General features: G+C 56.3%; 26 protein-coding genes. 18 read left to right on the top strand and 8 right to left on the bottom strand.

Features of this window, described 5'->3' with window-relative positions:
• Positions 1 to 207: 207 nt before the first annotated feature.
• The 6 genes from gyrA to dnaA form a co-directional block, all read right to left on the bottom strand.
• Entirely contained in the window at positions 208 to 2,820 is a 2,613-nt protein-coding gene (gene gyrA / locus C772_RS12530) for a DNA gyrase subunit A (protein WP_008300478.1), read from the bottom strand.
• 27 nt (positions 2,821 to 2,847) lie between these two features.
• Positions 2,848 to 4,773, bottom strand: coding sequence for a DNA topoisomerase (ATP-hydrolyzing) subunit B (gene gyrB, locus C772_RS12525; protein ID WP_008300476.1), 1,926 nt, complete (start codon positions 4,771 to 4,773; stop codon positions 2,848 to 2,850).
• 95 nt (positions 4,774 to 4,868) lie between these two features.
• Positions 4,869 to 5,996 carry a DNA replication/repair protein RecF gene (recF, locus tag C772_RS12520; RefSeq protein ID WP_008300474.1) on the bottom strand — a complete coding sequence of 376 codons (1,128 nt, stop codon included), beginning with the start codon at positions 5,994 to 5,996 and terminating at the stop codon, positions 4,869 to 4,871.
• Entirely contained in the window at positions 5,996 to 6,226 is a 231-nt protein-coding gene (yaaA, locus tag C772_RS12515) for a S4 domain-containing protein YaaA (RefSeq protein WP_008300472.1), read from the bottom strand. Before yaaA ends, recF begins: the two co-directional genes overlap by 1 nt.
• Positions 6,227 to 6,341: 115 nt before the next feature.
• A complete protein-coding gene (gene dnaN, locus C772_RS12510) occupies positions 6,342 to 7,478 on the bottom strand; it encodes a DNA polymerase III subunit beta (RefSeq protein WP_008300471.1) in 1,137 nt (378 codons plus the stop codon).
• A gap of 166 nt (positions 7,479 to 7,644) precedes the next feature.
• The gene (gene dnaA / locus C772_RS12505) at positions 7,645 to 8,994 is read right to left on the bottom strand and encodes a chromosomal replication initiator protein DnaA (RefSeq protein ID WP_008300469.1); all 1,350 of its coding nucleotides are present in this window, start codon (positions 8,992 to 8,994) and stop codon (positions 7,645 to 7,647) included.
• Positions 8,995 to 9,501: 507 nt separating this feature from the next.
• Here dnaA and rpmH point away from each other — a divergent pair.
• The 11 genes from rpmH to C772_RS12455 all read left to right on the top strand — a co-directional run bounded on the left by rpmH (position 9,502) and on the right by C772_RS12455 (position 19,852).
• Entirely contained in the window at positions 9,502 to 9,636 is a 135-nt protein-coding gene (gene rpmH / locus C772_RS16425; RefSeq protein WP_081607183.1) for a 50S ribosomal protein L34, read from the top strand.
• 131 nt (positions 9,637 to 9,767) lie between these two features.
• Complete coding sequence (gene rnpA / locus C772_RS12500; RefSeq protein WP_008300467.1) at positions 9,768 to 10,112, top strand: ribonuclease P protein component; 345 nt, start codon at positions 9,768 to 9,770, stop codon at positions 10,110 to 10,112.
• Positions 10,113 to 10,195: 83 nt separating this feature from the next.
• Complete coding sequence (yidC, locus tag C772_RS12495; RefSeq protein WP_008300465.1) at positions 10,196 to 11,062, top strand: membrane protein insertase YidC; 867 nt, start codon at positions 10,196 to 10,198, stop codon at positions 11,060 to 11,062.
• Positions 11,059 to 11,949, top strand: coding sequence for an RNA-binding cell elongation regulator Jag/EloR (gene jag / locus C772_RS12490; RefSeq protein WP_008300463.1), 891 nt, complete (start codon positions 11,059 to 11,061; stop codon positions 11,947 to 11,949). The genes yidC and jag overlap by 4 nt, the downstream gene beginning before the upstream one ends.
• A 234-nt stretch (positions 11,950 to 12,183) precedes the next feature.
• Positions 12,184 to 13,569 (top strand): tRNA uridine-5-carboxymethylaminomethyl(34) synthesis GTPase MnmE, encoded by a 1,386-nt coding sequence (gene mnmE, locus C772_RS12485; protein WP_008300461.1) that lies wholly within the window; start codon positions 12,184 to 12,186, stop codon positions 13,567 to 13,569.
• A gap of 53 nt (positions 13,570 to 13,622) precedes the next feature.
• Positions 13,623 to 15,512: a tRNA uridine-5-carboxymethylaminomethyl(34) synthesis enzyme MnmG gene (mnmG, locus tag C772_RS12480; RefSeq protein WP_008300459.1), complete on the top strand. Its 1,890-nt coding sequence runs from the start codon at positions 13,623 to 13,625 to the stop codon at positions 15,510 to 15,512.
• Between the two features lie 64 nt (positions 15,513 to 15,576).
• A complete protein-coding gene (rsmG, locus tag C772_RS12475) occupies positions 15,577 to 16,299 on the top strand; it encodes a 16S rRNA (guanine(527)-N(7))-methyltransferase RsmG (RefSeq protein ID WP_035002384.1) in 723 nt (240 codons plus the stop codon).
• A gap of 146 nt (positions 16,300 to 16,445) precedes the next feature.
• Positions 16,446 to 17,315, top strand: coding sequence for a nucleoid occlusion protein (noc, locus tag C772_RS12470; RefSeq protein WP_008300456.1), 870 nt, complete (start codon positions 16,446 to 16,448; stop codon positions 17,313 to 17,315).
• Between the two features lie 140 nt (positions 17,316 to 17,455).
• Complete coding sequence (locus C772_RS12465; protein WP_008300454.1) at positions 17,456 to 18,229, top strand: ParA family protein; 774 nt, start codon at positions 17,456 to 17,458, stop codon at positions 18,227 to 18,229.
• Positions 18,210 to 19,052, top strand: coding sequence for a ParB/RepB/Spo0J family partition protein (locus C772_RS12460; protein WP_008300452.1), 843 nt, complete (start codon positions 18,210 to 18,212; stop codon positions 19,050 to 19,052). The genes C772_RS12465 and C772_RS12460 overlap by 20 nt, the downstream gene beginning before the upstream one ends.
• Before the next feature lie 62 nt (positions 19,053 to 19,114).
• The gene (locus tag C772_RS12455) at positions 19,115 to 19,852 is read left to right on the top strand and encodes a DUF554 domain-containing protein (protein WP_008300450.1); all 738 of its coding nucleotides are present in this window, start codon (positions 19,115 to 19,117) and stop codon (positions 19,850 to 19,852) included.
• On the opposite strand, the gene yyaC is transcribed toward C772_RS12455, so the two are convergent.
• Positions 19,733 to 20,368 (bottom strand): spore protease YyaC, encoded by a 636-nt coding sequence (yyaC, locus tag C772_RS16420; RefSeq protein WP_008300448.1) that lies wholly within the window; start codon positions 20,366 to 20,368, stop codon positions 19,733 to 19,735. The genes C772_RS12455 and yyaC overlap by 120 nt on opposite strands.
• 85 nt (positions 20,369 to 20,453) lie before the next feature.
• Here yyaC and C772_RS12450 point away from each other — a divergent pair, with 85 nt between their 5' ends.
• From C772_RS12450 to ychF, 3 genes are all read left to right on the top strand, one after another.
• A complete protein-coding gene (locus C772_RS12450; RefSeq protein ID WP_008300446.1) occupies positions 20,454 to 21,371 on the top strand; it encodes a mechanosensitive ion channel family protein in 918 nt (305 codons plus the stop codon).
• A gap of 43 nt (positions 21,372 to 21,414) precedes the next feature.
• Positions 21,415 to 21,618: a DUF951 domain-containing protein gene (locus tag C772_RS12445; RefSeq protein ID WP_035002395.1), complete on the top strand. Its 204-nt coding sequence runs from the start codon at positions 21,415 to 21,417 to the stop codon at positions 21,616 to 21,618.
• Positions 21,619 to 21,717: 99 nt separating this feature from the next.
• Complete coding sequence (gene ychF / locus C772_RS12440; RefSeq protein WP_008300441.1) at positions 21,718 to 22,818, top strand: redox-regulated ATPase YchF; 1,101 nt, start codon at positions 21,718 to 21,720, stop codon at positions 22,816 to 22,818.
• 121 nt (positions 22,819 to 22,939) lie between these two features.
• On the opposite strand, the gene C772_RS12435 is transcribed toward ychF, so the two are convergent.
• Entirely contained in the window at positions 22,940 to 23,596 is a 657-nt protein-coding gene (locus tag C772_RS12435) for a DUF3267 domain-containing protein (protein ID WP_051059449.1), read from the bottom strand.
• Positions 23,597 to 23,890: 294 nt separating this feature from the next.
• On the opposite strand from C772_RS12435, the gene rpsF reads away from it, so the two are divergent.
• The 4 genes from rpsF to C772_RS12415 all read left to right on the top strand — a co-directional run bounded on the left by rpsF (position 23,891) and on the right by C772_RS12415 (position 26,134).
• On the top strand, positions 23,891 to 24,181 hold the full coding sequence (gene rpsF, locus C772_RS12430) for a 30S ribosomal protein S6 (protein WP_008300436.1): 291 nt from the start codon (positions 23,891 to 23,893) through the stop codon (positions 24,179 to 24,181).
• 41 nt (positions 24,182 to 24,222) lie between these two features.
• Positions 24,223 to 24,735, top strand: coding sequence for a single-stranded DNA-binding protein (gene ssb, locus C772_RS12425; RefSeq protein ID WP_008300435.1), 513 nt, complete (start codon positions 24,223 to 24,225; stop codon positions 24,733 to 24,735).
• Positions 24,736 to 24,777: 42 nt separating this feature from the next.
• Entirely contained in the window at positions 24,778 to 25,011 is a 234-nt protein-coding gene (gene rpsR, locus C772_RS12420; RefSeq protein ID WP_008300433.1) for a 30S ribosomal protein S18, read from the top strand.
• Between the two features lie 181 nt (positions 25,012 to 25,192).
• Positions 25,193 to 26,134, top strand: a complete 942-nt coding sequence (locus C772_RS12415; protein ID WP_008300431.1) for a YybS family protein — start codon at positions 25,193 to 25,195, stop codon at positions 26,132 to 26,134.
• Positions 26,135 to 26,137: the final 3 nt, after the last annotated feature.

Here is a 26,137-nt window from a genome sequence, read left to right as displayed (position 1 = left end):
GTGCTCGCCGCAAAGTTTCATATCTCTTAACGAGAGCTTAATTATCATATCATCGCCGGTCCGGAAAGTCAACATAAAATGTGAAATATTTTTTGTGGACCGCGTTCCGAACGACAACTTCTCTACTATACTCGGATGACAGGCAAAATGCAACCCCCGGAAACAAAAAAACAGGAAAACGGTCAAAAGCCGTTTTCCTGCAATGCATTACTCTTTATCTTCCTGTCCGGAATCGTCACCGGCGACGTCATCGCCGGATCCGAAGTCTTCCCCATCTTCCCCGATAGAAGGGAATTCATCCTCTACCGCGGATTCCGGTTCCAGCTTTTCCGGATCGTCGAACTGCTCTTCCAGGATATCTTCCAACTCTCCGTCAGGAAGATCCTCTTCTTCTTCTTTTTCCACTTTCGCGACCGTCGCCACATACTCGCCTTCGTCAAGACGGATGAGGCGAACGCCCTGCGTGATCCGGCCGATAACCGAAATGTCGGCGACATCCATCCGGATCAGGATGCCGTGGATCGTGATGATCATGATGTCTTCCGTGCCGTCGATCGTCTTCATGGAGACGAGCGGCCCGTTCCGGTCGGTCACATGGACCGTCTTCAGTCCATATCCGCCGCGCGACTGTGTCCGGTATTCATATTCAGGCGTACGTTTCCCGAAGCCCTGCTCCGTGACGACCAGAATCTCCTGGCCTTCCTCGACCACATCCATGCCGACAACGTAGTCGCCGTCCCGGAGATGGATGCCGCGCACACCGGTCGCCGTCCGGCCCATCGGACGAAGATCGTCTTCAAGGAAGCGGATCAGCATGCCGCCGCGTGTTCCGATGACCACGTCTTTTGTGCCGTCGGTCACCTTAACCTGGACAAGTTCATCGTCCTCGCGGAGGGAAAGGGCGATCAGCCCGTTAGAGCGGATGTTGGCGAAATGCGTGACAGGGGTCCGCTTTGCGACTCCCTGCTTGGTCGTGAAGACGAGGAAGGCCTCCTCGTCGTACTCATCCACCCGGAGCATTGTCGTGACGCTTTCACCTTTATCCAGTCCGAGCACGTTGATGATCGGCAGGCCCTTCGCCGTACGGCTGAATTCCGGAATCTCATACCCCTTCAGCCGGTACACTTTGCCGGTGTTGGTGAAGAACAGGATCCGGTCATGGGTGGACGTATAGAGCAGGTGCTCGACAAAGTCGTCCTCATTCGTTCCCATACCCTGGACGCCGCGCCCGCCGCGCCGCTGGCTGCGGTAGGTGCTGGCCGGCAGCCGCTTGATGTAGCCCCGGTGCGTGAGGGTGATGACCGAGTTTTCGACCGGGATCAGGTCCTCGTCCTCGAGCATCTCGGAACCGCCTGCGGTGATTTCCGAGCGGCGTGCATCATTGAACCTTTCCTTCACGTCGGCAAGTTCTTCCTTGATGATCTCCAGAAGCTTCTGCTCGTCTGCCAGGATGGCACGGAGTTCGGCAATCAGAAGCAGAAGTTCCTTGTACTCTTCCTCGATCTTATCGCGCTCGAGGCCGGTGAGGCGCTGGAGGCGCATGTCGAGGATGGCCTGGGACTGCCGCTCCGATAGGCTGAACCGTTCCATGAGCGCTTTTTTCGCTTCATCTGTCGTTTTTGAGGCACGGATCAGCGCGATGATTTCATCGATGTGGTCAAGCGCAATGCGCAGGCCTTCAAGGATATGCGCGCGGTCTTCCGCTTTGTTCAGTTCGAAGCGTGTCCGTCGCGTGACAACCTCTTTCTGGTGCTCCAGGTAGTAAAACAGCATTTCCTTCAGGCTGAGCACCTTCGGCTGGCCGTCCACCAGTGCAAGCATGTTGATGCCAAAGCTTGTCTGGAGTGCGGTGTGCTTATAGAGGTTATTCAGGATCACGTTGGCATTCGCGTCACGCCGGACTTCCATGACGATGCGCATGCCATGGCGGTCGGACTCGTCCCGGAGATCGGTGATGCCTTCGATCCGCTTTTCGCGGACAAGTTCGGCGATCTTCTCGATCAGCCGGGCCTTGTTCACCTGGTAGGGAAGTTCGTGGACGAGAATCGTTTCCTTGCCGTTCGGCGCGGTCTCGATCTCGACCTTGCCGCGTGTCAGGATGGAGCCGCGGCCCGTTTCATAGGCGCGGCGGATGCCACTCCGGCCGAGGATGAGCCCGCCGGTCGGGAAATCGGGACCGGGGATGATCTCCATGAGTTCCTCTGTCGTGATATCAGGATTGTCCGCAAGTGCGAGAACTGCATTGATCGCTTCCCCAAGGTTATGCGGCGGAATGTTTGTCGCCATCCCGACTGCAATACCGGAGGATCCGTTGACCAGAAGGTTCGGGAAGCGGCTCGGCAATACAATCGGTTCTTTTTCCTGTCCGTCATAGTTCGGCTGGTAGTCGATCGTGTCCTTGTTGATATCGCGCAGAAGCTCCGCGGAAATCTTCGACATCCTGGACTCCGTATACCGCATGGCGGCAGCAGCGTCGCCGTCTACCGAACCGAAGTTCCCGTGGCCGTCGACGAGCATATACCGGTAGTTGAAATCCTGTGCCATCCGCACCATCGTGTCGTATACTGCGCTGTCGCCGTGCGGGTGGTACTTACCGATGACGTCCCCGACAATACGCGCTGACTTTTTGTACGGTTTGTCTGCGGTGTTGCCGAGGTCCTGCATGGCATACAAAATCCGGCGGTGGACCGGTTTGAGCCCGTCACGGACGTCCGGCAGCGCACGAGACACGATGACACTCATCGCGTAGTCAAGGAACGAGGTTTTCATCTCCGTACTGATGTTGATGCGTTGGACGCCACGGTCCGGCGTGTCTGCCATGGTCTTTGACCCCTTTCAAGTAAAGCCTTATATATCAAGATTTTTGACGTAAACTGCGTTTTCTTCGATGAACTGGCGGCGCGGAGCGACCTCATCGCCCATGAGCTGCTCGAAAATGGCATCGGCATCAAGCGCGTCCTCGAGCCTGACCTGGAGAAGCGTGCGGTACTCGGGATCCATCGTCGTGTCCCAAAGCTGCTCCGCGTCCATCTCCCCGAGACCCTTGTACCGCTGGATGACCGGTTTCGGGACCTGCGGCAGGCGGGCGAGGATCTCCTGCAGTTCATCGTCCGTGTAGCAATATTCGATATGTTTGCCCTGCTTGACCTGATAAAGCGGCGGCTGGGCGATATAGACGTATCCCGCTTCGATGAGCGGCCGCATGAAGCGGTAGAAGAATGTCAAAAGCAGCGTCCTGATGTGGGCGCCGTCGACATCAGCATCGGTCATGATGACGACTTTGTGGTAGCGGGCCTTGGACAGGTCAAACTGGTCGCCGATCCCCGTGCCGAGCGCCGTGATCATCGCGCGGATCTCCGTGTTGGAAAGGATCCGGTTGATGTTCGCCTTCTCGACGTTCAGGATTTTGCCCCGAAGCGGGAGGATCGCCTGGAAGTGGCGGTCGCGGCCGTTTTTCGCAGAGCCGCCCGCCGAGTCTCCCTCAACGATATACAGCTCACTGATCGCCGGATCCCGGGACGAGCAGTCGGACAGCTTGCCCGGAAGGTTAGAAATCTCAAGCACCGACTTCCGGCGGGTGAGTTCACGCGCCTTTTTCGCAGCGACCCGGGCCCTTGCGGCCATGAGGCCCTTCTCGACGATCATGCGGGCGCCGGTCGGGTTCTCCATGAGGAAACGCTCGAGTCCCTCGGAGAACAGCGAGTTGACGATCTGGCTGACTTCCGAGTTGCCGAGTTTTGTCTTTGTCTGACCCTCGAACTGCGGATCCGGGTGTTTGACGGAGACGATCGCCGTCAGGCCTTCCCGGGCATCTTCACCGGACAGGTTCGACTCATTGTCCTTCAGGAGTCCGCTTTTGCGTGCATAATCGTTGATGACCCGCGTGAGCGCCGTCTTGAATCCGGATTCGTGCGTGCCGCCCTCATACGTGTTGATATTGTTTGCGAATGAAAAGATATTCGATGCGTATCCTGCATTGTATTGCATGGCGATTTCGACGGAAATGCCGTCTTTCTCGCCTTCGATGAAGATCGGTTCCTCGTGGATCGGCTCCTTGTCCTCGTTGATGTGCTGGACATAGGATTTGATGCCGCCCTCGTAGTGATAGGAGTCGGACCGCTCTTCTTCGCCGCGCTCATCCGACAGCGTGATGCGGATGCCGCGGTTCAGGTAAGCCAGTTCCTGCAGGCGGTGTGCGAGGATGTCGTATTCATAGACCGTCGTCTCGGTGAAAATCTCGGGGTCCGCCTTAAAACGGACTTCCGATCCGGTCTCTTCGGTGTCGCCGATCACCCTCAGCTCTTCGGAGATCTGCCCGCGTTCAAATGCGATAAAGTGCAGGTGCCCGTCACGGGCCACCTTCACTTCCGTCCGCTCCGACAGCGCGTTCACGACAGAGGCGCCGACGCCGTGCAGGCCGCCGGACACCTTGTATCCTCCGCCGCCGAATTTCCCGCCGGCGTGGAGCACGGTCATGATGACCTCGACTGCGGGACGGCCGGTTTTTTCCTGGATGCCTACGGGGATCCCGCGCCCGTTGTCCTGTACGCGGATCCAGTTGTTTTTCTCAATCGCCACTTCGATATGGTCGCAGTAGCCCGCCAGCGCCTCGTCGATCGAGTTGTCGACGATTTCCCAGACGAGATGGTGCAGACCCTTTGAACTGGTCGAGCCGATATACATACCGGGACGTTTGCGGACCGCCTCAAGACCTTCGAGGACCTGGATCTGATCCGCCCCGTAATCATTGTTGCGAAGGTTCTCTTCTTCCATCGCCAATTCCGTTCACCTGCCCTTTCATGCCCAAACATGATGCAACGATATCCTGTATGCGTGAAAACCCGCGGAGGGATGACCCTGCCGCGTGTTCAGTCGTCGTGATTCTCGTGTTCTGCCGTGCCGGCGGTTACCCGGTACAGATCCGCTTTCCGGATCGTCTCATGCGTAATGCCGTCGACATTTGTCGTCGTGACCAGCGTCTGGACCTGTCCCTGGATCGTATTCAGCAGATGCGACTGCCGGTAGTCGTCCAGTTCGGACAGGACGTCGTCCAGGAGAAGCACAGGGGATTCGCCCGTTTCCTGCCGCAGAAGCTCGATTTCCGCGAGCTTCAGGGACAGGGCTGCCGTCCTCTGCTGGCCCTGCGACCCGTAAACCTGGACATTGTGCCCGTTCACGAAAAACGTCAGATCGTCCCGGTGAGGTCCGGCCAGTGTCACGCCCCGGTCAAGTTCGCGCTGGCGGAGCCCGTCCAGCCGCTCCCTCAGCCGGTTGCCCATTTCTTCGGCCGACTGGTCCGGTTCGATGTCTTTCATCGTTTCGTACGTGATCACCAGTTCTTCCAGCCCACGGGAAATCCCCCTGTGGATCGGTTCTGCCCATTTCTGGAGCATTTCCGCGAACTCGAAGCGCTTCCGGATGATGCGGATCGCCAGATCAACATACTGGTCCGTGTAGACATCGAACATGACATCGGTGAGGCCGCTCCTGCCCTGATTGGCCTTCAGGATGGCGTTCCGCTGCCGCATCACCTTATGGAACTGAAGCAGGTCATGCAGGTAGACCCTGGACACCTGGCCGATTTCCATATCCAGAAAACGGCGCCGCACCTGCGGGCTGCCCTTGATGAGGTGCAGATCCTCAGGCGCGAACATGACGACATTCAGCTGTCCGATGTAATCGCTCAGCCTCTGCTGCTCCAGATGATTGACCCTGGCTTTCTTGCCTTTTTTGGAGAGCGTCAGCTCAAGCGGCAGAACGCCGTATTTCCGCTGTACCGCTCCTTCTATTTTACCATAATCCGCGCCCCAGCGTATCAATTCACGATCGTTGGACGTGCGGTGTGATTTCGCCATTGCAAGCACATAGATGGCTTCCATGACGTTGGTTTTGCCCTGTGCGTTTTCGCCGATCAGCACATTGATGTTCGGAGAAAATGACAGGTCCAGTGATTCATAGTTCCGGTAGTTCCTCAGCTTGAGTTGTTCGATATGCATCAGTTGTCACCCGGAGCCGGCCCTGAAACACGGAACCTGCCCGTTCCCGGGATGTTGAGGACATCCCCGTCACGCAGTTTCCGGCCCCGCCGGTTCTCCGGTTCGCCGTTCACATAAACGGCGTGTTCGGACAGGAACCATTTCGCCATGCCCCCGGAGGAGATGGTATCGGTCATTTTCAGCGCCTGTCCGAGTGTGATGAATTCCGCATCGATCGCAAGACGTTCCACGGTCGACACCGCCCTTCGTCCAATATTCTTCCTTCCCCCTATTTTATCGCTTTCCGGCGATAAACAAAAGGAACAGCCATTCGGGCTGTCCCTTTCTTTGCATTGATTCCCTTGATCAGTATGTGCGGACCGGGAGGATCAGCTGAAGAAGCGTATCGTCCTCGGCCGACTTCAGGATAAACGGCCGCATCGCGCCGGTGAACCGGATCACAATATCCTGTCCTTCGATTGCGCGGAGTGCATCCATCATATATTTGGCACTAAAGGAAATCTTTAACTCCTCACCCTCAACGGAAGCCGTTTCTACCTGTTCTTCGACTTTCCCGATTTCAGGAGAATTCGAGGAGATCTCGACGACATTGCTGCCATCGGCCGTAAAGCGCACAACGTTGTTCCGCTCTTCGCGGGCAAGCAGCGAGGCCCGGTCAATCGACTGGAGAAGTGTCTTGCCGTTCACATAGATATCGGTCTTGTACTCCGAAGGGATCAGCCGGCTTGTGTCCGGATAATTCCCTTCGAGAAGGCGTGAGTAAAACAGGACATGCCCCGCACGGAACAGCACCTGCTTGTTGCTCATCGTGATGCCGACCGGCTCATTGGAATCTCCGAGAATCTTGTTCAGTTCCTGGAGGCTCTTGCCCGGGATGACGACACTGTAGTCGTCTTCGGGGGCGTTCTCGAGCCGGGTCTTGCGGCGTGCCAGGCGGTGGCTGTCTGTCGCGACGCAGACCAGTTCCCCTTCCTGTACCTGCCAGTGGACACCGGTCAGGATCGGGCGGGACTCTGATGCGGAAACGGCAAACACGGTTTCCCTGATGATCGACTTCAGCAAATCAGCCGGGATGGCGAAATGCCGGTCGTCATCGATTTCGGGCAGCTGCGGATAGTCTTCCGCATCAGAGCCGATCAGATGGAATTCGGATTTTCCGGACCGGATATGCGTCTGCAGATGACCGCTCACTTCGATTTCGATGTCGTTTGTCGGGAGCTTCCTGACGATCTCGTTAAAGTACTTGGCCTGCAGCACGATCGAACCGCTCTGGGATGTGCGGATCAGCTGTTCGCCGTTTTCTTCCGCAGGGATGAATGTCTGGATCGTAATATCCGAGTCGCTTCCGGTCAGGTGAAGCCCTTCTTCGTCCACATCCAATTTGATGCCCGTCAGAATCGGAATGGCGGCTTTCGAGCTGACGGCTTTCATGACGTCACTCAGGCCGTCGAGAAGCCGGTCCCTCGCAATCTCAAATTTCATCTCGATACCTCGCTTATATATTTAATTTAAAAGTAAAAAGATAGATAGTAATAGTAATAGGGGCTGTGGATAAGTTGATAAGTGCCTTTAGCCCAATCGCCCCATACTTATCTACATGTGCATAACCTGTTGGCAGGATTGTTCGTCCGAAGGCGGGTTATCCACATCAGTTTTTGCCGAGTGCGGCCCGGATTTCCTTGATGTCCTGCTGAAGATTCTGGTCTTCCTTGAGCATCTTCGAGATCTTTTCGTGTGCATGGATGACGGTCGAGTGGTCACGGCCGCCGAATTCATCTCCGATTTTCGGCAGCGAGAACTCGGTCATTTCCCGGGAAAGGTACATGGCGATCTGCCGGGGGAAAGCGATGGATTTTGTCCGTTTTTTCGCGGCAAAATCCTCGAGGCGGATGCTGAAGTGCTCCCCGACGGCTTTCTGGATGTCCAGGATCGTAACCTGTCGAGGCCGGGCATTCGGGATGATGTCCTTCAGCGCTTCCTCGGCCAGTTTTGGCGTGATGTCCTCGTTGACGAGCGACGAATAGGCCACAACACGGATCAGGGCGCCTTCGAGTTCCCGGATGTTGGTATCGATCTGGTTCGCGATGTACATCATGACTTCATTGGACACGTCAACAAGCCCGTCCGCCTTCGCTTTCTTGCGGAGGATGGCGATCCGGGTCTCAAGGTCGGGCGGCGTGATGTCTGTGATCAGTCCCCATTCAAAGCGGGAACGCAGCCGGTCCTCGAGTGTCGGGATCTCCTTGGGCGGGCGGTCACTGGAGATGACAATCTGCTTCGATGACTCGTGCAGCGTATTAAAGGTATGGAAGAACTCTTCCTGGGTCTGTTCTTTTCCCGCGATAAACTGAATATCATCAATCAGCAGCACGTCAACGTTCCGGTATTTGTCCCGGAATTCAACGGCCTCGTTGTCGCGGATCGAGTTGATGAACTCATTCGTGAACTTTTCTGAGGAAAGATACACGACTTTTGCGTCCGGTTTGTGCTCGCGCACATAGTGGCCGATTGCATGCATCAGGTGGGTCTTGCCCAATCCGACGCCCCCATAGATGAAAAGAGGGTTGTATGCCTTGGCCGGCGCTTCCGCAACAGCAAGGGAAGCGGCGTGGGCGAACCGGTTGCCTGAACCGATGACGAACGTATCGAACGTGTACTTCGGATTGAGCATGCCGTCCGACTGATCGACATGGCGCCCGTTTTTCGGCTTGGGTGCTGGCTTCGGCATGTCGAATGCATCTTCCTCGGCGTCTTCGGGCACGGTGAATCGGATATGTACGTCTTCGCCGGTGAGTTCGCTCATGATGCCGGCGATCAGCTGGATATAGTGGTTCTCCAGCCAGTCCCGCGTGAACGAATTGGGCGCGCCGATGATGATGGTGTCGTTCCGGTAATCGATCATGCGGGTCGATTTCAGCCATGTATCAAAGCTGGGCTTGGAGATCCGCTGCTCGACTCTGGCGAGCACCTGGTTCCATAAATCATCGAACTGTTCCAACACGAAACCTCCTTTTCTTTTTATTTGGTTGTCGAATCGTGAACCCTATTAAAAGGATTTGCGAACAAATCCACAAGCTGTGGACAAGCACTATTAAAAAATGCGGAAAAAATTATCCACAACCTATCAACAATTGTGGATAATAATTAGTCGGGTGTTTTCCGCGGAAAAGTTATGCTCCAACATCGTAACAGAAAAACCCGGCACTGACAACCGTTCGAAGCACTTATCCACATGCCTTTCTCCTGTGCACAAATCCTTTATCCACAAGGTATGGGGATGTGCGAAACATGTCGATAAGCGCTGTGAATAACTTTTTTCGTGTCGAATGGCGCTCACAGACCATTTTGGAGAACCGTGGATAACTTCCCGGACAAATGAAAAGCCGGAACCGGGCAGATCCCAATTCCGGAGTTGAAATAAACGGTTGACATGGTTTCTGGTGTCTTATATAATATGCAAGACTGTCTGATGTTTAAACGGCAACGATTAGGAGGTGCCCTGACTATGAAACGTACGTATCAACCAAATAAACGCAAGCACAGCAAAGTACACGGATTCCGCGCGCGCATGAAGACAAAGAGCGGCCGCCGCATTCTGGCTGCACGTCGCCGCCGGGGAAGAAAAGTACTTTCCGCATAAGTCCACTGATCACTTCAGTGGTCTTTTTTTTCGTTTAGGGGCGGCTGTGAGGGATATGAAATAGGTAAGGAATGAAGGCCGATCCCTTCCTTATAAGGTAGATAGTAACCAAGAAGCAGGTGGATCCAACCATGAACAAACACCAGCGGGTAAAGAAGAACAAGGATTTCCAGCGGGTATTCAAGCAAGGGAAGTCGTTCGCGAACCGTCAGTTCGTCATCTATTCGCTCAGGACGGAGGGCCAGGAGGAGTTCAGGCTCGGGGTCTCCGTCTCGAAAAAGATCGGAAATGCGGTTACGCGCAACCGCATCAAGCGCTATGTCCGTCAGGCGGTGCATGAACTGAAGGATGAACTCCGCCCGGACAGGGACTACATCATCATCGCCCGCCACCAGGCAGCCTCGATCGATTTCCATGAGACGAAGAAGAGCCTGATCCATATCATGAGGATCGCCAGGGTGCTCAGAAAGAAGTAGAACGCACCGCTCCCGCATGGTACGATGATGGGAAAGGCGGTTTTGCCGCCGGCGGAAAAGAATGAACGTCTGGGGGAAAGGTTTTGAAGAAGAAGTTGTGGCTGGTTCTCATGGTCGCATTCCTCGCCGCGTTCCTCGCGGGTTGTACGGAATTCAATGAGCCGATCTATGAGGACAGCGAAGGTTTCTGGAATAAGTTTATTGTCTGGCCGCTTGTCTCGCTCATCATCATGTTCAAGGGCCTGCTCGGCACATACGGACTGGCGATCATCGCAGTCACCATCCTGATCCGGCTTGTTATCCTGCCTCTGATGATCAAGCAGGTGCAGAGCTCGAAACGGATGCAGGAAATCCAGCCGGAGATCAAGGCGCTCCAGGCAAAGTATCCGTCGAAAGACGCGGTAACACAGAAGAAATATCAGGAGGAGTTCCAGCAGCTCCTGAAAACGCGGAATGTCAATCCGGCAGCGGGCTGCCTGCCTGTCCTTGTGCAGATGCCGATCCTGATCGGGTTCTATCATGCGATCAGCCGGATGAATGCAACGCCTGAAATCGCCCTCGGTGACATTTTCGGCGTCCATCTCGCAGAACCGAGCATCATCCTGGCATTCATCGCAGCGGCGGCGCAGTTTGTCGTGCTTCGTACGGGGCCTGCAATGGACAACCCGCAGATGAAGGCGATGATGTACTTCATGCCGGTCATGATCTTTGCTTTCGGTACGTTCCTGCCGTCCGCGCTGACGCTCTACTGGATCATCGGGAACATCATTTCGTTCATAACGAACATCTTCATGTACAAGCCGTTCAGTAAGAAGGAAGAGCCGGCAGCCGCAACCGCTGCCCCGGCAGCACAGAATCGCCCGGCACAGCAGAAGCCGGCAGGCACACGCCCTGCGACACAGCCGAAGGCGAAGAAAAAAGGCGGCAAATCAGGAGGGAAGAAAAAATGATTCAGACGGTCGCGACGGGCACCACGGTCGATGAGGCAGTCTCGAACGCACTGGCCAAACTCGGCCTGACCCGTGATCAGGTGAAAATCGAGGTCATTGACGAAGGCAAAAAAGGGTTTCTCGGCTTCGGTGCGCGCGAGGCGAAGGTGCGCGTCACGGCCGAAGTGGTCGGGACCGAGCCGGAGGCCGCTTCGGTGGCGGCAAAGGTGGAACCTGCGGAGGAACCGGAAGCAGAACCGGCGGAACCCATGGAGCCGCTGAATTCCGGAGGCCCTGACTTTACGGACGGGGCTGCGCAGCCGGAAGCCCCGTCCCCCGTCCCTCCTGAAAAAGAGCAGGATGCAGAGAAGGGCCCCGCTGTCCCGGTCGTTCCGGTGGAGCCGCTTGAGCCGGTCCTGCCGGATGACTCCGAAAAGGACCGGGAGCGGGACCTTGACGAGGCGATCGGCCTGACCGCCGACTATCTGAAAACGGTCGTGCGTGAGATGGGGGCGGAGGATGCGGAAGTGTTCCATGCACTTGACGGCAAGAACCTTGAGTTCCGGCTTGAAAGCGAAAAGGCCGCAATGCTGATCGGCAAGCGCGGCCAGACCCTGAACGCGCTCCAGCAGCTTGTCCAGGTGGTCGCGAACAACTACGCCAAGCAGTTTCTCGTCGTTTCGGTCGATGTCGGCGATTACCGCGCCAAGCGGGCGGAAACGCTGAAGGCGCTGGCCGACCGGAAAGCCGACCAGGCCGTGCGGACCGGCGCGCGTGTCGCACTTGAGCCGATGCCCGCTTCGGAACGGAAAATCATCCACCACGCCCTCTCGGAGCGATTTGATGTCGACACCCATTCGGAAGGCAAGGAACCGCACCGCCATATCGTCATCGAACCTCATAAATAAGAAGAGCCGGACAGCATGCCATGCTGTCCGGTATTTTTTGCGTTTTAAGGCAGGATGACCGGGTTTTCCTGTTGCACAACAGACCGTTTGCAAGGGATCCGGACGGTGATTTTTTCCTTCCCGATCCCGCTACTTTTCCACGTGGAGTGTTTGTGGTACTATATTATGTTAGATCACCATGCCCGCATGCGGATTATCCACATGTGGATAACAATACAGAAAGGGGTGGCCGGAATGGAATTTGATACGATTGCGGCGATATCCACACCTATGGGCGAGGGCGCGATTGCCATCGTCCGGCTGAGCGGGGATGAAGCGGTCGGCATCACCGACAAGCTGTTCCGCTCGCCTTCCGGGAAGACGCTGGCCGAATCGGCATCGCATACGATCCACTACGGCCATCTCGTCGACCCGGAAACGGGAAAAACAGCAGAAGAAGTAATGGTGTCCCTGATGAAGGCACCAAAAACCTATACACGGGAAGACGTCATTGAGATCAACTGCCACGGCGGCCTGGTCTCGGTGAACCGCGTCCTTGAACTGGCCCTCAGGAGCGGCGCGCGACTTGCCGAACCCGGCGAGTTCACGAAGCGTGCCTTCCTGAACGGTCGGATCGACCTGTCCCAGGCGGAAGGGGTCATGGACCTGATCCGCTCCAAGACCGACCGCGCGATGGATGTCGCGCTCGGCCAGATGGAAGGCAGGCTGTCCCGGCTGATCGGGGAGCTGCGCCAGGCGCTGATCGAAACTCTCGCACAGGTGGAAGTGAACATCGACTATCCGGAGTATGACGATGTAGAGGAAATGACGCTTCCGGTCCTGATCGAGAAGTGCACATGGGTCCGCTCGGAAATCGACGGACTCATCCGCACATCCGGCCAGGGCAAGATACTCCGGGAAGGACTGTCGACGGCGATCATCGGGCGTCCTAACGTCGGAAAGTCATCGCTCCTCAACAGCCTTCTGCAGGAAAACAAGGCGATCGTCACCGATATCGCCGGAACGACGCGCGATATCATCGAAGAATACGTCAATGTGCGCGGTGTTCCGCTGAAGCTGGTCGACACGGCCGGTATCCGGGAAACCGAGGACATTGTCGAGCGGATCGGCGTCGAGCGTTCCCGCAAGGTGCTGAAGGAAGCCGACCTCATCCTCCTCGTGCTGAACAGTTCGGAGGAACTGAGCGAAGAGGATATCCGGCTGTTCGAGGCGGTACGCGGCATGGACGTCATCGTCGTCGCGAACAAAACTGACCTTCCGCGCAAATTGGATATTGATGAGGTCCGCAGCCGGACGGGCAATGCACCGGTCGTCACGACTTCCCTCCTTAAGGATGAGGGTGTCGATGAGCTGGAAGAGGCGATCGCCTCCATGTTCTTTGAGGGCCGGACCGGTTCACAGGACATGACGTATGTGTCGAATGCCCGCCATGTGGCGCTTCTCCACCAGGCCCGCCGTGCCGTCGATGATGCGATTTCGGCGGCTGAGGCCGGGGTACCGGTGGATATGGTCCAGATCGACGTGACCCGCGCTTGGGAAATCCTCGGGGAGATCGTCGGGGATACCGTGCAGGAAAGTCTCATCAATGAGTTGTTCTCGCAGTTCTGTCTAGGAAAGTAAACGCCGGCCCAGTCCGGCTTCATATATTCAGATATTAGGAAGGATGAACGAACATGCCACAATTTGAAGCAGGCAAGTTCGATGTAATCGTCATCGGAGCGGGCCACGCGGGCGTGGAAGCCGGCCTGGCCGCAGCGAAAATGGGTGCATCGACCCTCATGCTCACGATGAACCTCGATATGATCGCGTTCATGCCGTGCAATCCGTCGATCGGCGGCCCGGCGAAAGGGATCGTCGTCCGTGAAATTGACGCGCTCGGCGGCGCAATGGGGAAAGTCATTGATAAAACGCATATTCAGATGCGCATGCTAAACACAGGAAAAGGGCCTGCCGTGCGGGCACTCCGCGCGCAGGCCGATAAGGTGCTTTACCAGCAGGAAATGAAGAGCATGCTGGAGGAGCAGGAAAATCTTCACCTTCATCAGGGCATCGTCGAAGAACTGATTGTCGAGGACGATGAAGTAAAAGGCGTCATCACACAGGTCGGTGCCGTTTACCGCGCCGATACGGTCGTCGTCACGACGGGAACATTCCTCCGCGGCGAGATCATCATCGGCGACCTGAAATACTCCAGCGGCCCGAACCACCAGCAGCCGTCGATCCGCCTCGCGGAGAACCTTGAGGAACTAGGATTTGAAACGGTCCGCTTTAAAACCGGGACGCCTCCGCGTGTAAACAGCCGCACAATCGACTACAGCAAGACGGAAATTCAGCCCGGCGATGAAGAACCGCGGGCGTTCAGTTACGAGACGACCGAATTCATCACCGACCAGCTTCCGTGCTGGCTCACTTATACGACCGGGGAAACACATGAAATCATCAACGACAACCTGAACCTGTCACCGATGTACTCCGGCATGATCAAAGGCAAGGGCCCGCGCTACTGCCCGTCGATCGAAGACAAGATCGTCCGCTTCAGCGACAAGCCGCGCCACCAGATCTTCCTCGAGCCGGAAGGCCGCAACACACGGGAAGTCTATGTCCAGGGACTATCCACCAGCCTGCCGGAGCACATCCAGCGCCGCCTGCTCGAAACGATTCCGGGTCTTGAAAAGGCCGAAATGATGCGTGCAGGCTACGCCATTGAATACGATGCAATTGTGCCGACCCAGCTTTGGCCGACGCTCGAGACCAAGCGGATCCGCGGCCTCTACACGGCTGGCCAGATCAACGGCACATCGGGATACGAAGAAGCCGCCGCACAGGGCATCATGGCCGGCATCAATGCTGCTGCACGGGTGCTCGGCCGCGATGAAGTGATTCTGAGCCGCTCCGATGCCTACATTGGCGTTCTGATCGATGATCTCGTGACCAAGGGTACGAACGAGCCCTACCGCCTCCTCACTTCGCGTGCGGAATACCGGCTGCTCCTTCGCCATGACAACGCCGATCTCCGCCTGACGGAAATCGGACACCGGATCGGCCTTCAGAGCGAGGAACGGTTTGCCCGCTTTATCGAGAAAAAGCGGATGATCGAAGAAGAGATCAAACGTCTCAGCCGCACCGTCCTGAAGCCTGACGAAGCGCTGCAGGAAGCCATCCGTGAAATCGGCGGCACCGAACTCAAGGAAGCAATCCACGCCTCCGATCTGCTGCGCCGTCCCGAAGTCCACTACGGCCTGATTGAGGCAGCCGCACCGGCGGATCAGGAACTGCCGGAAGAGGTCAAGGAACAGGTCGAGATCCAGGTTAAATATGAGGGCTACATCAACAAGTCGATGCAGCAGGTGGAACGTCTGAAGAAGATGGAAGACAAGAAGATCCCTGAAAACATCGATTACGATGCCATCCAGGGCATTGCCTCCGAAGCGCGCCACAACCTCAATGAAGTCCGTCCGCTCTCCATCGCGCAGGCTTCCCGGATCTCCGGCGTCAACCCGGCAGACATCTCCATCCTGCTCGTCTACATCGAACAGGGAAAGATCGCAAAAGTATCCGGTTAAACACCAATAGGCCGATGTGAACAAGATTCGCATCGGCCTGTTTTATGGAAGGGGAACCGTCTCAATGAATGAAGAACAATTTGTGCAGGAACTTGAAAAGCGCGGCATTTCTCTGAACGAACGGCAGATTGCCCAGTTCCGCCGCTATTACGAGCTGCTTGTCGAGTGGAACGAGAAAATGAACCTGACGGCCATCACGGACCGGGAGCAGGTGTATCTGAAGCATTTCTATGACTCGGTGAGCGCCGCATTCCAGGCCCCATTCGACGGGCCGCTGACTGTCTGTGACGTCGGAGCGGGCGCGGGCTTCCCGAGCATCCCGCTGAAGATCTGCTTCCCGGAACTGCAGGTGACGATCATCGACTCCCTCAACAAGCGGATCACGTTCCTTGATGAACTCGGAAAAGAGCTCGGGCTCGACCATGTCCGCTTTGTCCATGCGCGGGCGGAGGAAGCCGGCCGCAACCCGGATTTCCGCGAAGCGTTTGACGTCGTGACCGCCCGCGCGGTCGCACGCCTTTCGGTACTTGCCGAACTGTGCCTCCCGCTTGTAAAGGAAGGCGGCCGCTTCATCTCCATGAAGGCGGCGGCTGCCGGTGAAGAAATGCGGGAAGCGGAATACGCCGTGAAACTCCTTGGCGGCCGCCTGAAGGAATCCCATTCGTTCCTGCTGCCGGTCGAAGACAGCGAGCGCAACATCTTCGTCATTGAGAAAGTTGCCCGCACCCCGAAAAAATACCCGAGGAAACCCGGCACCCCGGGCAAACTTCCGCTTGTTAAGCAATAGAATTGATGGTTCCGCGTGAATAGCATTCTGTGCTGTTCCACGTGGAACATTTTTTATATATTCTTACATTTGGACTCTCCGGGAAGGAATTTCCGGTCCCGCATCGAATTGTCTTGTAGTAGGATGTCCATAAGGGGGTGCCCGTTTTGAAAAGCACTTTCTCGCGCTTTTTCGGGAACAGCGATAAAGATGAATTATTTGAAGCGAGCGGGGCGGAACGTTCCGAAGACGTGATCAAGGTCCGCCTGGCCGATATCATACCTAACCGTTTCCAGCCGAGGACGATCTTTGATGAAGAGAAGATCGACGAACTGGCACGGACCATCAATATCCACGGCGTGATCCAGCCGATCGTCGTCCGCCCGATCGAAGACGGCAAGTTCGAGATCATTGCCGGCGAGCGGCGATACCGGGCGATGAAAAAGCTGAAGTGGACGGAAGTGCCGGCAATCATCCGGGACATGGACGACAAAGAGACTGCTTCCGTCGCCCTGATCGAGAACCTGCAGCGGGAAGAACTCACTGCGATCGAGGAGGCCATGGCGTACGACAAACTGCTGAAACTCCATTCCCTCACGCAGGAAGCACTCGCGCAGCGGCTCGGCAAGGGTCAGTCCACCGTTGCCAACAAGCTCCGGCTCCTGAAGCTCCCTGAACCGATCAGAAGGGGCATCCTTGACCGTGAGATTTCCGAACGGCATGCGCGTTCTCTGATTCCTCTCAAGGAAGAGGAACTGCAGCTTCAGGTTTTCGAAGAAATCAAGGAACATCAATATAACGTCAAGCAGCTGGAAGCAAGGATCCAGGAAATCCTGAATCCGCCTGAGGAAGAACCGGCACCCGAACAGAAGCCGAAAAAGCGGCGTAAGGCGGTCAGCAAGGACGTCCGCATCGCGCTCAATACGATCCGGCAATCCCTCTCCCTCGTCAACCAGAGCGGCATCCGCCTGCAGACGGAAGAAGAAGATGAAGAAGAGTTCTACAAAATCACAGTCCGGATCCCGAAACAGAAGTAACCGTCTCTTGCCGCTTCGGCAAGAGTTTTTTCTGTCGGCCGAAAGACCGTCACAAGGAAATTTGATAGAATATAAGAAACGGCCCGCTCTTTGCGGGCCCGGCCAATACCGCAACGAAGCAGTTGGAAAGCAGGTGCATTGTGGGAAGAATCATATCGATCGCCAACCAGAAGGGCGGAGTCGGCAAAACGACGACCTCTGTCAATCTGAGCGCTTGCCTCGCACATGTGGGCAGGAAGGTGCTGCTCATCGACACGGACCCACAGGGGAACGCGACGAGCGGGGTCGGCATCAACAAAGGCGATGTCCAGAACTGCATATACGATGTCCTGATCGATGACGCCGATGTCCGGAGTGCGGTCATGCCGACAAAGGTGGAAGGCCTAAGTGTCATTCCGGCGACCATCGCACTTGCCGGCGCGGAAATCGAGCTGGTCTCCACGATATCCCGTGAAGTGCGCCTCAAGCATGCGCTGGATGAGCTGAAGGATGACTATGATTACATCATCATCGACTGTCCGCCTTCACTCGGACTGCTGACGCTGAATGCGCTCACCGCATCTGACGGACTTATCATCCCGGTCCAGTGCGAATACTACGCACTGGAAGGCCTGAGCCAGCTTCTCTCGACCATCCGGCTCGTCCAGAAGCACCTCAACCAGGACCTGATGATCGACGGCGTTCTCCTGACGATGTTCGATGCGCGTACAAATCTCGGCATCCAGGTCATAGAGGAAGTGAAAAAGTACTTCCAGGACAAGGTGTACCACACGGTCATTGCCCGTAATGTCCGGCTGAGCGAGGCACCGAGCCACGGTGAACCGATTATTGTCTACGATCCGCGGTCGCGCGGAGCGGAAGTATATCTAGAATTGGCGAAGGAAGTGATCCGCAATGGCGAAGGGGCTAGGTAAGGGGCTGAACGCGCTCTTCCCCGGAGAGTCGCTCAAGCAGTCCGAACAAGTGGAACAGATCGACCTGAAACTTCTGAAGCCAAACCCGTACCAGCCAAGAAAAGTGTTCGAGGAGGAAAGCCTCAAAGAGCTGACCGAATCGATCCGTGAACATGGCATCCTCCAGCCGATCATCGTCCGGAAAAAAGGCCGGAAGTATGAAATCGTCGTCGGCGAAAGGAGATTCCGGGCTTCCGGAGAAGCGGGACTCGAGTCCGTGCCGGCAGTGGTTCGCGACATGACCGACCAGCAGATGATGGAACTGGCGATCCTCGAGAACCTTCAGCGCGAAGACCTGAATCCGGTCGAAGAGGCGGAAGCCTATAAGCAGCTGATGGATACACTCGGCCTGACACAGGAGCAGCTGGCCTTCCGTCTCGGAAAAAGCCGCCCTCACATCGCCAACCATCTCCGCCTCCTTTCTCTTCCGGAAGAAGTCCGTTCCATGCTTTCGGAGGGACGGCTGTCGATGGGCCACGGACGTGCGCTGCTCGGAATCAAAAAGAAAGCGCAGATCGGACCGGTCGCCCAGAAAACTGCAGCTGAAGGCCTGAATGTCCGGCAGCTTGAGGCGCTTGTCCAGCGGATGAACGAAGATGTTCCACGTGAAACAAAGAAAGAAAAGAAAGACATTTTCATCACCGAAAAAGAAACGGAGCTCCGGGACTTTTTCGGCACGAGCGTCAATATCAGGAAGACGAAAAACCGCGGCAAGATCGAGATCGAGTTTTTCTCGGATGAAGACCTTGAACGGATCCTCGAGCTTCTTGACCAGCAGCAATAACCACCTGCCCTTTTTCTGCGGAGAAAAAGGGCGGTCTATTTTTTGCAGAAAGGGGGATCCTTATGGCATTATTCGGCACACTGGTGAACGTGCTGCTCATCATCATCGGTTCGGTCATCGGCCGATTTCTCGGAAGGATACCCGAACGGATCAGGGAGACGGTGACCTACGCCATCGGCCTTGCGGTCATGGTCATCGGCATCCAGATGAGCTTCGCCACTTCCCAGATCATCATCGTCATCATCTCGATCGTCGTAGGGGCGGCCATCGGCGAATGGCTCGACCTCGACGGACAGCTGAACCGCCTCGGCCGCTGGATGGAGTCCAAGGCGGGCAAGACTCCGGGAGAAGATGGCCAGGGCGGCATCGCACAAGGGTTTGTCACGGGGACCCTCATCTTCGTGATCGGCTCGATGGCGGTCATCGGGGCGATCGACAGCGGGCTCCGCAACGATCATGACGTCCTGATCGCAAAAGGCATCATCGACGGGTTCACGGCACTGATCCTGAGCTCGACACTCGGCATCGGTGTCATCCTGTCCGCGGTGCCCGTCTTTCTCTACCAGGGTGCGATCACGATGCTCTCTTCCGTCATCAGCCGGTTCATCCCGGATGACATGCTGCAGTTTTTCATTGAAGAAATGACGGCGACCGGCGGCCTTATGATCATCGCGATCGGTCTAAACCTGATCGGGCTGACGAAGATCCGGGTGGCAAACCTCATCCCGGGCATCCTTGTCGTGGCTCTCGTGACCGGACTCCTGTACGGGTTTGGTCTCATGCCTGCAGCAGGCGAGTGAGATCGCCCTTGCAGTCACTCGGCTCATCATGAACGGAAGGTGGAGCCGGGTATTCTGGAGGACTTCCTGGCTGTTGGGCGCCGCGGCGTTGACAACTCCCTTGATCGACAGGTCCCCGATCGGCGGCAGCGTCTTTCCGACAGCCCGGCCCGGAAACAGCGGCCGGTCCTCGATGACAATCTGCCCGATATGCTCGGCTTTTCCGAGACAGGCATCGATTGCGACGGTGAATACATCTTCCCCGGCTTCGGCGATCCGCTGCAGGTTCAGCGCATGGACCGGCCTGTCGAGCGTTCCGAGGATCGGATGGCGGATGCTCCCCTGCTCGGTGAGCGAGGTGCCGGTCAGCGGACCGTAGGCGTCTCCTGTCGACCGGTCCGTCCCGATGCAGACAAACCGGATCGGCCGCTCGCCGAACGGTATGTGGCGGAGAAGGACGGTGGCGATCCTCCAGGCAGCCCCCGCCTCCGCGTAATGGAAACGTCCCTGTTCAGAACTCGTCCCGATGCGGATCATATGAACCTCTTTTCTATGCGTGTTTTTGGAAGTATACGCTGGAATCTGAGAGGATATACAGGAAACAGAGGAGGTGGGCACAGTTATGGCTGCCGAAAAAACGGAAATACCCGTAACAGAAGAACTCAGTGAGGAAATTCAACGTTCCTTTGATTTATTTGGAAAGGCTAAAGATGCGCTTCTGAGCGAGGCGCTCTGGATAAATGTCGGCCTGGTGGCCCTGAAGATTTTGCTCATCATCATCCTTGCGGGACTGGTCGTCCGGATCGGCAAGGCGGTTCTCCGGAGGGTCTTCAGCGTCAGGCTCAAGCGTCCGCTGTCAGACCGGAGGGAGCGCACGCTGCTCAAGCTGCTGGAGAACGTCATTTCTTACGTCGTCTACTTTGCGGCGATTCTTGCCATCTTGTCGACGTTCAATATCAATGTGGCCGGCCTTATTGCCGGTGCCGGGGTGCTCGGCCTGGCCGTCGGTTTCGGTGCGCAGAGCCTTGTGAAGGACGTCATCACCGGGTTCTTCATCATCTTCGAGGATCAGTTCTCTGTCGGCGACTATGTCCGGATCGGCGAAGCCGAGGGTACCGTCGAGGAGATCGGCCTCCGCACGACCAAGATCAAGGTCTATACGGGGGAACTGCACATCATCCCGAACGGCAACATCCAGGAAGTCGTCAACTCGTCCATCTACAATTCATTGGCGATCATTGACGTCAGGGTCTCTTATGAGACAAACATTCCGAAAGCCGAGTCACTGATCAAAGAATTCCTGGCGGGCCTCATGGATGATGAGAACTACGGTGACCTGCTGGCCCCGCCTGAACTGCTCGGCGTGCAGGCACTGGAGCCGAACCACGTCATCATGCGGATTTCCGCGGAAACCGCCCCGATGATGCATTTTGGCCTGGCGCGCCGGCTGCGCATGGACCTGAAGCAATTCCTTCAGGAAAACGGAATCGAGATCCCGTATCCGAAAATGGTCATGGTGGATTCGAAACCGCCGGAATGACATGTTAGAATCAGAGGAAAGCAATATCCCGGAGGTGGTCCCGGTGGAGCCGAAAGAATACGGCATCGGAGACGTGGTTGAGATGAAAAAGCCGCACCCGTGCGGCACAAATGCCTGGAAGATCATTCGTTTGGGAGCGGACATCCGGATCAAATGCACCGGATGCCAGCATAGCGTCATGATCCCCCGGCGGGACTTCGAGAAAAAGATGAAAAAAGTGCTTGAACGCGCAGAGGCAGGGGAATGATGGACATCCCTGCCTTTTCTTCTTATACTTATAAAGTTGTAGGGATTGAATCAGACTGTTTAATTATTTTGGATATAGATTGAAAGGTTGTGGAAACCCATGGCATTAACTGCCGGAATTGTCGGGCTCCCGAACGTCGGGAAGTCGACACTGTTCAACGCCATCACCAAAGCCGGAGCGGAAGCGGCCAACTATCCGTTCTGTACGATCGACCCGAACGTCGGGATCGTCGAAGTGCCGGACGCGCGCCTCGACAAACTGACAGAACTTGTCAAACCGAAGAAGACAGTGCCGACCGCATTCGAGTTCACCGATATCGCGGGTATCGTCAAAGGCGCCAGCAAAGGCGAAGGCCTCGGCAACAAGTTCCTCTCGCATATCCGCGAAGTCGACGCGATCTGCCAGGTCGTCCGCTGCTTCGCCGATGAAAACATCACCCACGTCTCAGGCAAGGTCAATCCGATCGATGACATCGAAGTCATCAACCTTGAGCTGATCCTCGCCGACCTGGAAAGCGTCGACAAGCGCCTGACACGCGTGTCGAAGATGGTCAAGTCGAAAGACAAGGAAGCGCTGCTTGAAGAGCCGATCCTGAAGCGCCTGAAAGAAGCGTTTGAAAGCGAGAAGCCGGCACGCTCGGTTGACTTCACCGAGGACGAGCTGAAGGTCATCAAGGGCATGAACCTGCTCACGATCAAACCGATGCTGTACGTTGCAAACGTCTCGGAAGACGAAATCTCGGATCCGGACAACAACGAATATGTCCAGCAGGTCCGCGAATTCGCAAAAGGCGACAATGCCGAAGTCATCGTCGTCTGCGCGAAAATCGAGGAAGAAATGGCAGAACTCGATGAAGACGAGAAAGCGATGTTCCTCGAGGAACTCGGCATCGAGGAAGCCGGTCTTGACCAGCTGATCCGTGCATCTTACAACCTGCTCGGACTGGCCACCTACTTCACGGCCGGCGAAAAAGAAGTGCGCGCCTGGACGTTCCGCAAGGGCATGAAGGCCCCGCAGTGTGCCGGCGTCATCCACACTGATTTCGAACGCGGGTTCATCCGTGCGGAGACGGTCTCCTACGAAGACCTGCTTGAAGCCGGATCGATGCCCGCTGCCAAGGAAGCGGGCAAGGTCCGCCTGGAAGGCAAGGAATACGTCGTCCAGGACGGCGACGTCATGCTGTTCCGCTTTAACGTCTGATTACACAAAAAAGCCCCGGCTCCGCTTATGATGCGAAGCCGGGGCTTTGGATTTGGCGGACATTTATAACCATACCGGGCAACGGTGCCGAATGACCAGGCAATGGCGGGCGGTCAGTCAGTCAGCTTTCATGAGTTGTGCCGTTTTCATGCGGCCCATCTTCTGTCCCCCCGGGTTCATCCGGTGTTGCCTCCTTTTCTTGCGGATCATAGGCATACAGCTTTGGCTTCTCGGGGTCATCCCGGATCAGCCAGTTGTCCGGAAGCTTCCTGAGCTGGCGGTTCATCTCCAGATCGCCTGCCGCCCCGCCGATCAGAAATGCCGACAGCAGAATCAGGAGATGGCTGTCCAGCCAGATGCCGATGATGCCCGGCAGGATTCCGGTGAGCCAGAGCGGCAGGAGCAGCGCGTCCCGCATCGGCTTGTTCCGGAGCGGGATTTCGGTCGTCGCATAAGCGATGCCCATCTCCAGGTTCACCCCGTAGGCCATTTTCCGGAACGGCACGCCGCCGAAAATCCGGAAACCGAGAAGGTGGCATGCCTCATGCAGCACGATAAGCACGACGTAGCCGACGGTGAACAGCAGCAACCCGAGCATAAAGCCCCCGAACGAGACGGATAACGAAATCTCTCCCCGGATGAGAAAACTGACCAGATAAAGAACAGCTGCACCCCCGCCCGTCAGCCAAAGACTCTGTTTCATCACCCGCCGGAGATCCAAATCAATCACCCGATCCGGCTCCCGCGAATCCAGTTCTTCTAGATTCAAATTGGTCATCCCCCTGAAATGATGTTTATTTAATTTCAAAAGATTTTGAAGTTGATTAGAGCAGAGGGCATAGCCCGAGGAGGCTCGCGAACCGCCCGCGGAAAGCGAGCGCCCGGCGCGTAAATCAACCTGCCCCATACAACAAATTATACGCCAACATCACTCTCCGAGCTTTCCATAGAAAATAGTTGAAACCGGACAGGCACCGTGGTAGAATAAACCGATGTGAGTAAGTATTGAATATTTTACTCCTTGCCTGCCGCATCGCGGCCGGCCACAAGTCCACAAGGAGGTGACATCTTGATGAACAAGTACGAAATCATGTACATCATCCAGCCAAAAATCGAGGATGAGGCCAAAAAAGCACTCGTTGAGCGCTTTGATGGAGTCCTCACTTCTGAAGGTGCGGAAATCATCGAGTCGAAAGAGTGGGGCAAGCGTCGTCTCGCATACGAGATCAACGACTTCCGCGAAGGGGTTTACCACATCGTAAAAACCAACGCGCCTACAACTGCGATCGATGAATTCACACGTCTTGCGAATATCAACGAAGACATCATCCGTCACATCGCGATCCGCGAAGACGAGAAGTGATTCTCCGTTAAACAGAATCCACAAAAGGGGGTTGTTGTCTGATGATTAACCGTGTTGTCCTGGTCGGCCGACTAACGAAGGATCCTGAACTGAAATACACGCAGTCGGGCATCGCCGTCACCCGCTTCACCCTTGCCGTGAACCGTCCGTTCACGAACCAGCGCGGGGAGCGGGATGCGGACTTCATCAACGTGGTGACCTGGAGGAAACAGGCAGAGAACGTGGCCAACTTCCTGCGGAAAGGCAGCCTCGCGGGTATCGATGGCCGCATCGAGACGAGCAGTTTCGACGGCCAGGACGGAAAGCGCGTCTTCATGACGGAAGTCGTGGCAGACAGCGTCCAGTTCCTCGAACCCCGCGGAGCGGGCGGCGACCGCGGCCAGCAGGCACCGCCATCCTACGGCGGTCAGCCTCAGCAGAGCCAGCCGTCCTACAACAATAACAATTATCAGGGGCAATCCCCGAATCAGAATAACTATACACGCACGGATGATGATCCGTTCTCGCCGGGCGGCGGACCGATCGAAGTATCGGACGACGACCTGCCGTTCTGATCATCACGCCGGTAAATCCACAAACAAAGGAGGCGAACCAGTATGGCACCACGTCGCGGACGCAGACGCCGTAAGGTCTGCTACTTCACGTCCAACAACATCACGCACATCGACTACAAAGACGTCGATCTGCTTAAAAAATTCATCTCCGAGCGCGGGAAAATCCTCCCACGCCGTGTGACGGGTACTAGCGCAAAATGGCAGCGCAAGCTTACAGTTGCCATCAAGCGTGCCCGGATCATGGGCCTTCTTCCATTCACAGCGGAAGAACGCTAATCATGAGAACGAAAGACGTTCCGGCCCTTGCCGGAATGTCTTTTTTTCTTTCGGGGGACAGGCACCGCGGGCAGCCGCCGGAGGCCCGTCCCTTTTTGGTCCCTGCAGCAAAACATGATACAATGATAGGAAGATTCCACTTGGAAATCCGGTGGATATCCTATCCGAAAGAAGGCTGACCATGGGTAATGACAACGCGAGAAGACTGACCTTCGGCGCGATGATGGCCGCCTTGTTCACACTGCTTACGGCCATCACTTACTATGTGCCGGTCCTCGGTGTGCTCACGGTGTTCTTTATCCCGCTTCCGGTGGCGCTCTACAGCGCGCGCTACAGCCGCGGACCGTCACTGACGGTGACGGGCGCCGGGGTCATCCTCTCCCTCCTGATCGCCGGTCCGGGCGGGCTGATCCTGGCCCTGCTCAACGCCCCCGTAGGATTCATCATCGGGGACGGCGTGAGGACCGGCAAATCCAAACTGTATATTTTCATGGCGTCGGGTCTTGCGGTCCTCATTACCGGGGTACTGCAATACGCAGCTGCCGCACTGTTGATGAACATGAATATCATCTCCGAGCTGACCGGCCAGATGCGCGAGATGTACGCGCAGGCAGGCGAGCTGATGGACCGCATGGGCCAGAAGCCGCCGGAATATGATGAGATGGTGTCTGACGCGCTTCTGCAGGTGCAGACGCTCATTCCTTCCGCCTTTATCTTCGTCTCCTACGGGACCGCCTTCGTGACGCTCGCCATCCTCTTCCCTGTCATGCGGAAGCTGGGCACGGCGGTGCCGAAGTTTGCCCCGTTCCGCGTTATGAAGCTGCCGGCGGTACTTCTCATCTATTACGTAATTGTCCTGATTGCATCACTGGTCGGGGAGTTCGAGCCCGGTTCGACGGGTTATCTGATCGTCATGAATGCGATGCTTATCCTGCGGACGCTGTTTTTCCTGCAGGGCCTGTCACTGATCGCATATCTTCTCCATGCCTCCGGCAAACCGGGCTGGCTCCTCGTGTTTGCAGTCTTCCTGGCGCCGCTGCTGTTCCCGATCATTTCTTTGCTCGGGATCATCGACATCGGCTTCAAGCTGAGGGGGTACATTACGGGAAGCAAAGGAAAGTGAGTG

Source organism: Bhargavaea cecembensis DSE10, assembly GCF_000348905.1.
In the GTDB taxonomy this organism is placed as follows: domain Bacteria; phylum Bacillota; class Bacilli; order Bacillales_A; family Planococcaceae; genus Bhargavaea; species Bhargavaea cecembensis.
This window is presented reverse-complemented; position numbering and strand designations above follow the sequence as displayed.

Coding starts and splice junctions, on each gene's coding strand:
- C772_RS12460 (WP_008300452.1), top strand. CDS start 18,210: ATGGCGAAGGGGCTAGGTAAGGGGCTGAACGCGCTCTTCCCCGGAGAG.
- recF (WP_008300474.1), bottom strand. CDS start 5,996: ATGCATATCGAACAACTCAAGCTGAGGAACTACCGGAACTATGAATCA.
- ssb (WP_008300435.1), top strand. CDS start 24,223: ATGATTAACCGTGTTGTCCTGGTCGGCCGACTAACGAAGGATCCTGAA.
- jag (WP_008300463.1), top strand. CDS start 11,059: ATGATTCAGACGGTCGCGACGGGCACCACGGTCGATGAGGCAGTCTCG.
- gyrB (WP_008300476.1), bottom strand. CDS start 4,773: ATGGAAGAAGAGAACCTTCGCAACAATGATTACGGGGCGGATCAGATC.
- rpmH (WP_081607183.1), top strand. CDS start 9,502: ATGAAACGTACGTATCAACCAAATAAACGCAAGCACAGCAAAGTACAC.
- mnmE (WP_008300461.1), top strand. CDS start 12,184: ATGGAATTTGATACGATTGCGGCGATATCCACACCTATGGGCGAGGGC.
- dnaN (WP_008300471.1), bottom strand. CDS start 7,478: ATGAAATTTGAGATTGCGAGGGACCGGCTTCTCGACGGCCTGAGTGAC.
- C772_RS12455 (WP_008300450.1), top strand. CDS start 19,115: ATGGCATTATTCGGCACACTGGTGAACGTGCTGCTCATCATCATCGGT.
- rpsF (WP_008300436.1), top strand. CDS start 23,891: ATGAACAAGTACGAAATCATGTACATCATCCAGCCAAAAATCGAGGAT.
- C772_RS12435 (WP_051059449.1), bottom strand. CDS start 23,596: ATGACCAATTTGAATCTAGAAGAACTGGATTCGCGGGAGCCGGATCGG.
- C772_RS12415 (WP_008300431.1), top strand. CDS start 25,193: ATGGGTAATGACAACGCGAGAAGACTGACCTTCGGCGCGATGATGGCC.
- mnmG (WP_008300459.1), top strand. CDS start 13,623: ATGCCACAATTTGAAGCAGGCAAGTTCGATGTAATCGTCATCGGAGCG.
- C772_RS12450 (WP_008300446.1), top strand. CDS start 20,454: ATGGCTGCCGAAAAAACGGAAATACCCGTAACAGAAGAACTCAGTGAG.
- ychF (WP_008300441.1), top strand. CDS start 21,718: ATGGCATTAACTGCCGGAATTGTCGGGCTCCCGAACGTCGGGAAGTCG.
- rnpA (WP_008300467.1), top strand. CDS start 9,768: ATGAACAAACACCAGCGGGTAAAGAAGAACAAGGATTTCCAGCGGGTA.
- rsmG (WP_035002384.1), top strand. CDS start 15,577: ATGAATGAAGAACAATTTGTGCAGGAACTTGAAAAGCGCGGCATTTCT.
- yyaC (WP_008300448.1), bottom strand. CDS start 20,368: ATGATCCGCATCGGGACGAGTTCTGAACAGGGACGTTTCCATTACGCG.
- rpsR (WP_008300433.1), top strand. CDS start 24,778: ATGGCACCACGTCGCGGACGCAGACGCCGTAAGGTCTGCTACTTCACG.
- gyrA (WP_008300478.1), bottom strand. CDS start 2,820: ATGGCAGACACGCCGGACCGTGGCGTCCAACGCATCAACATCAGTACG.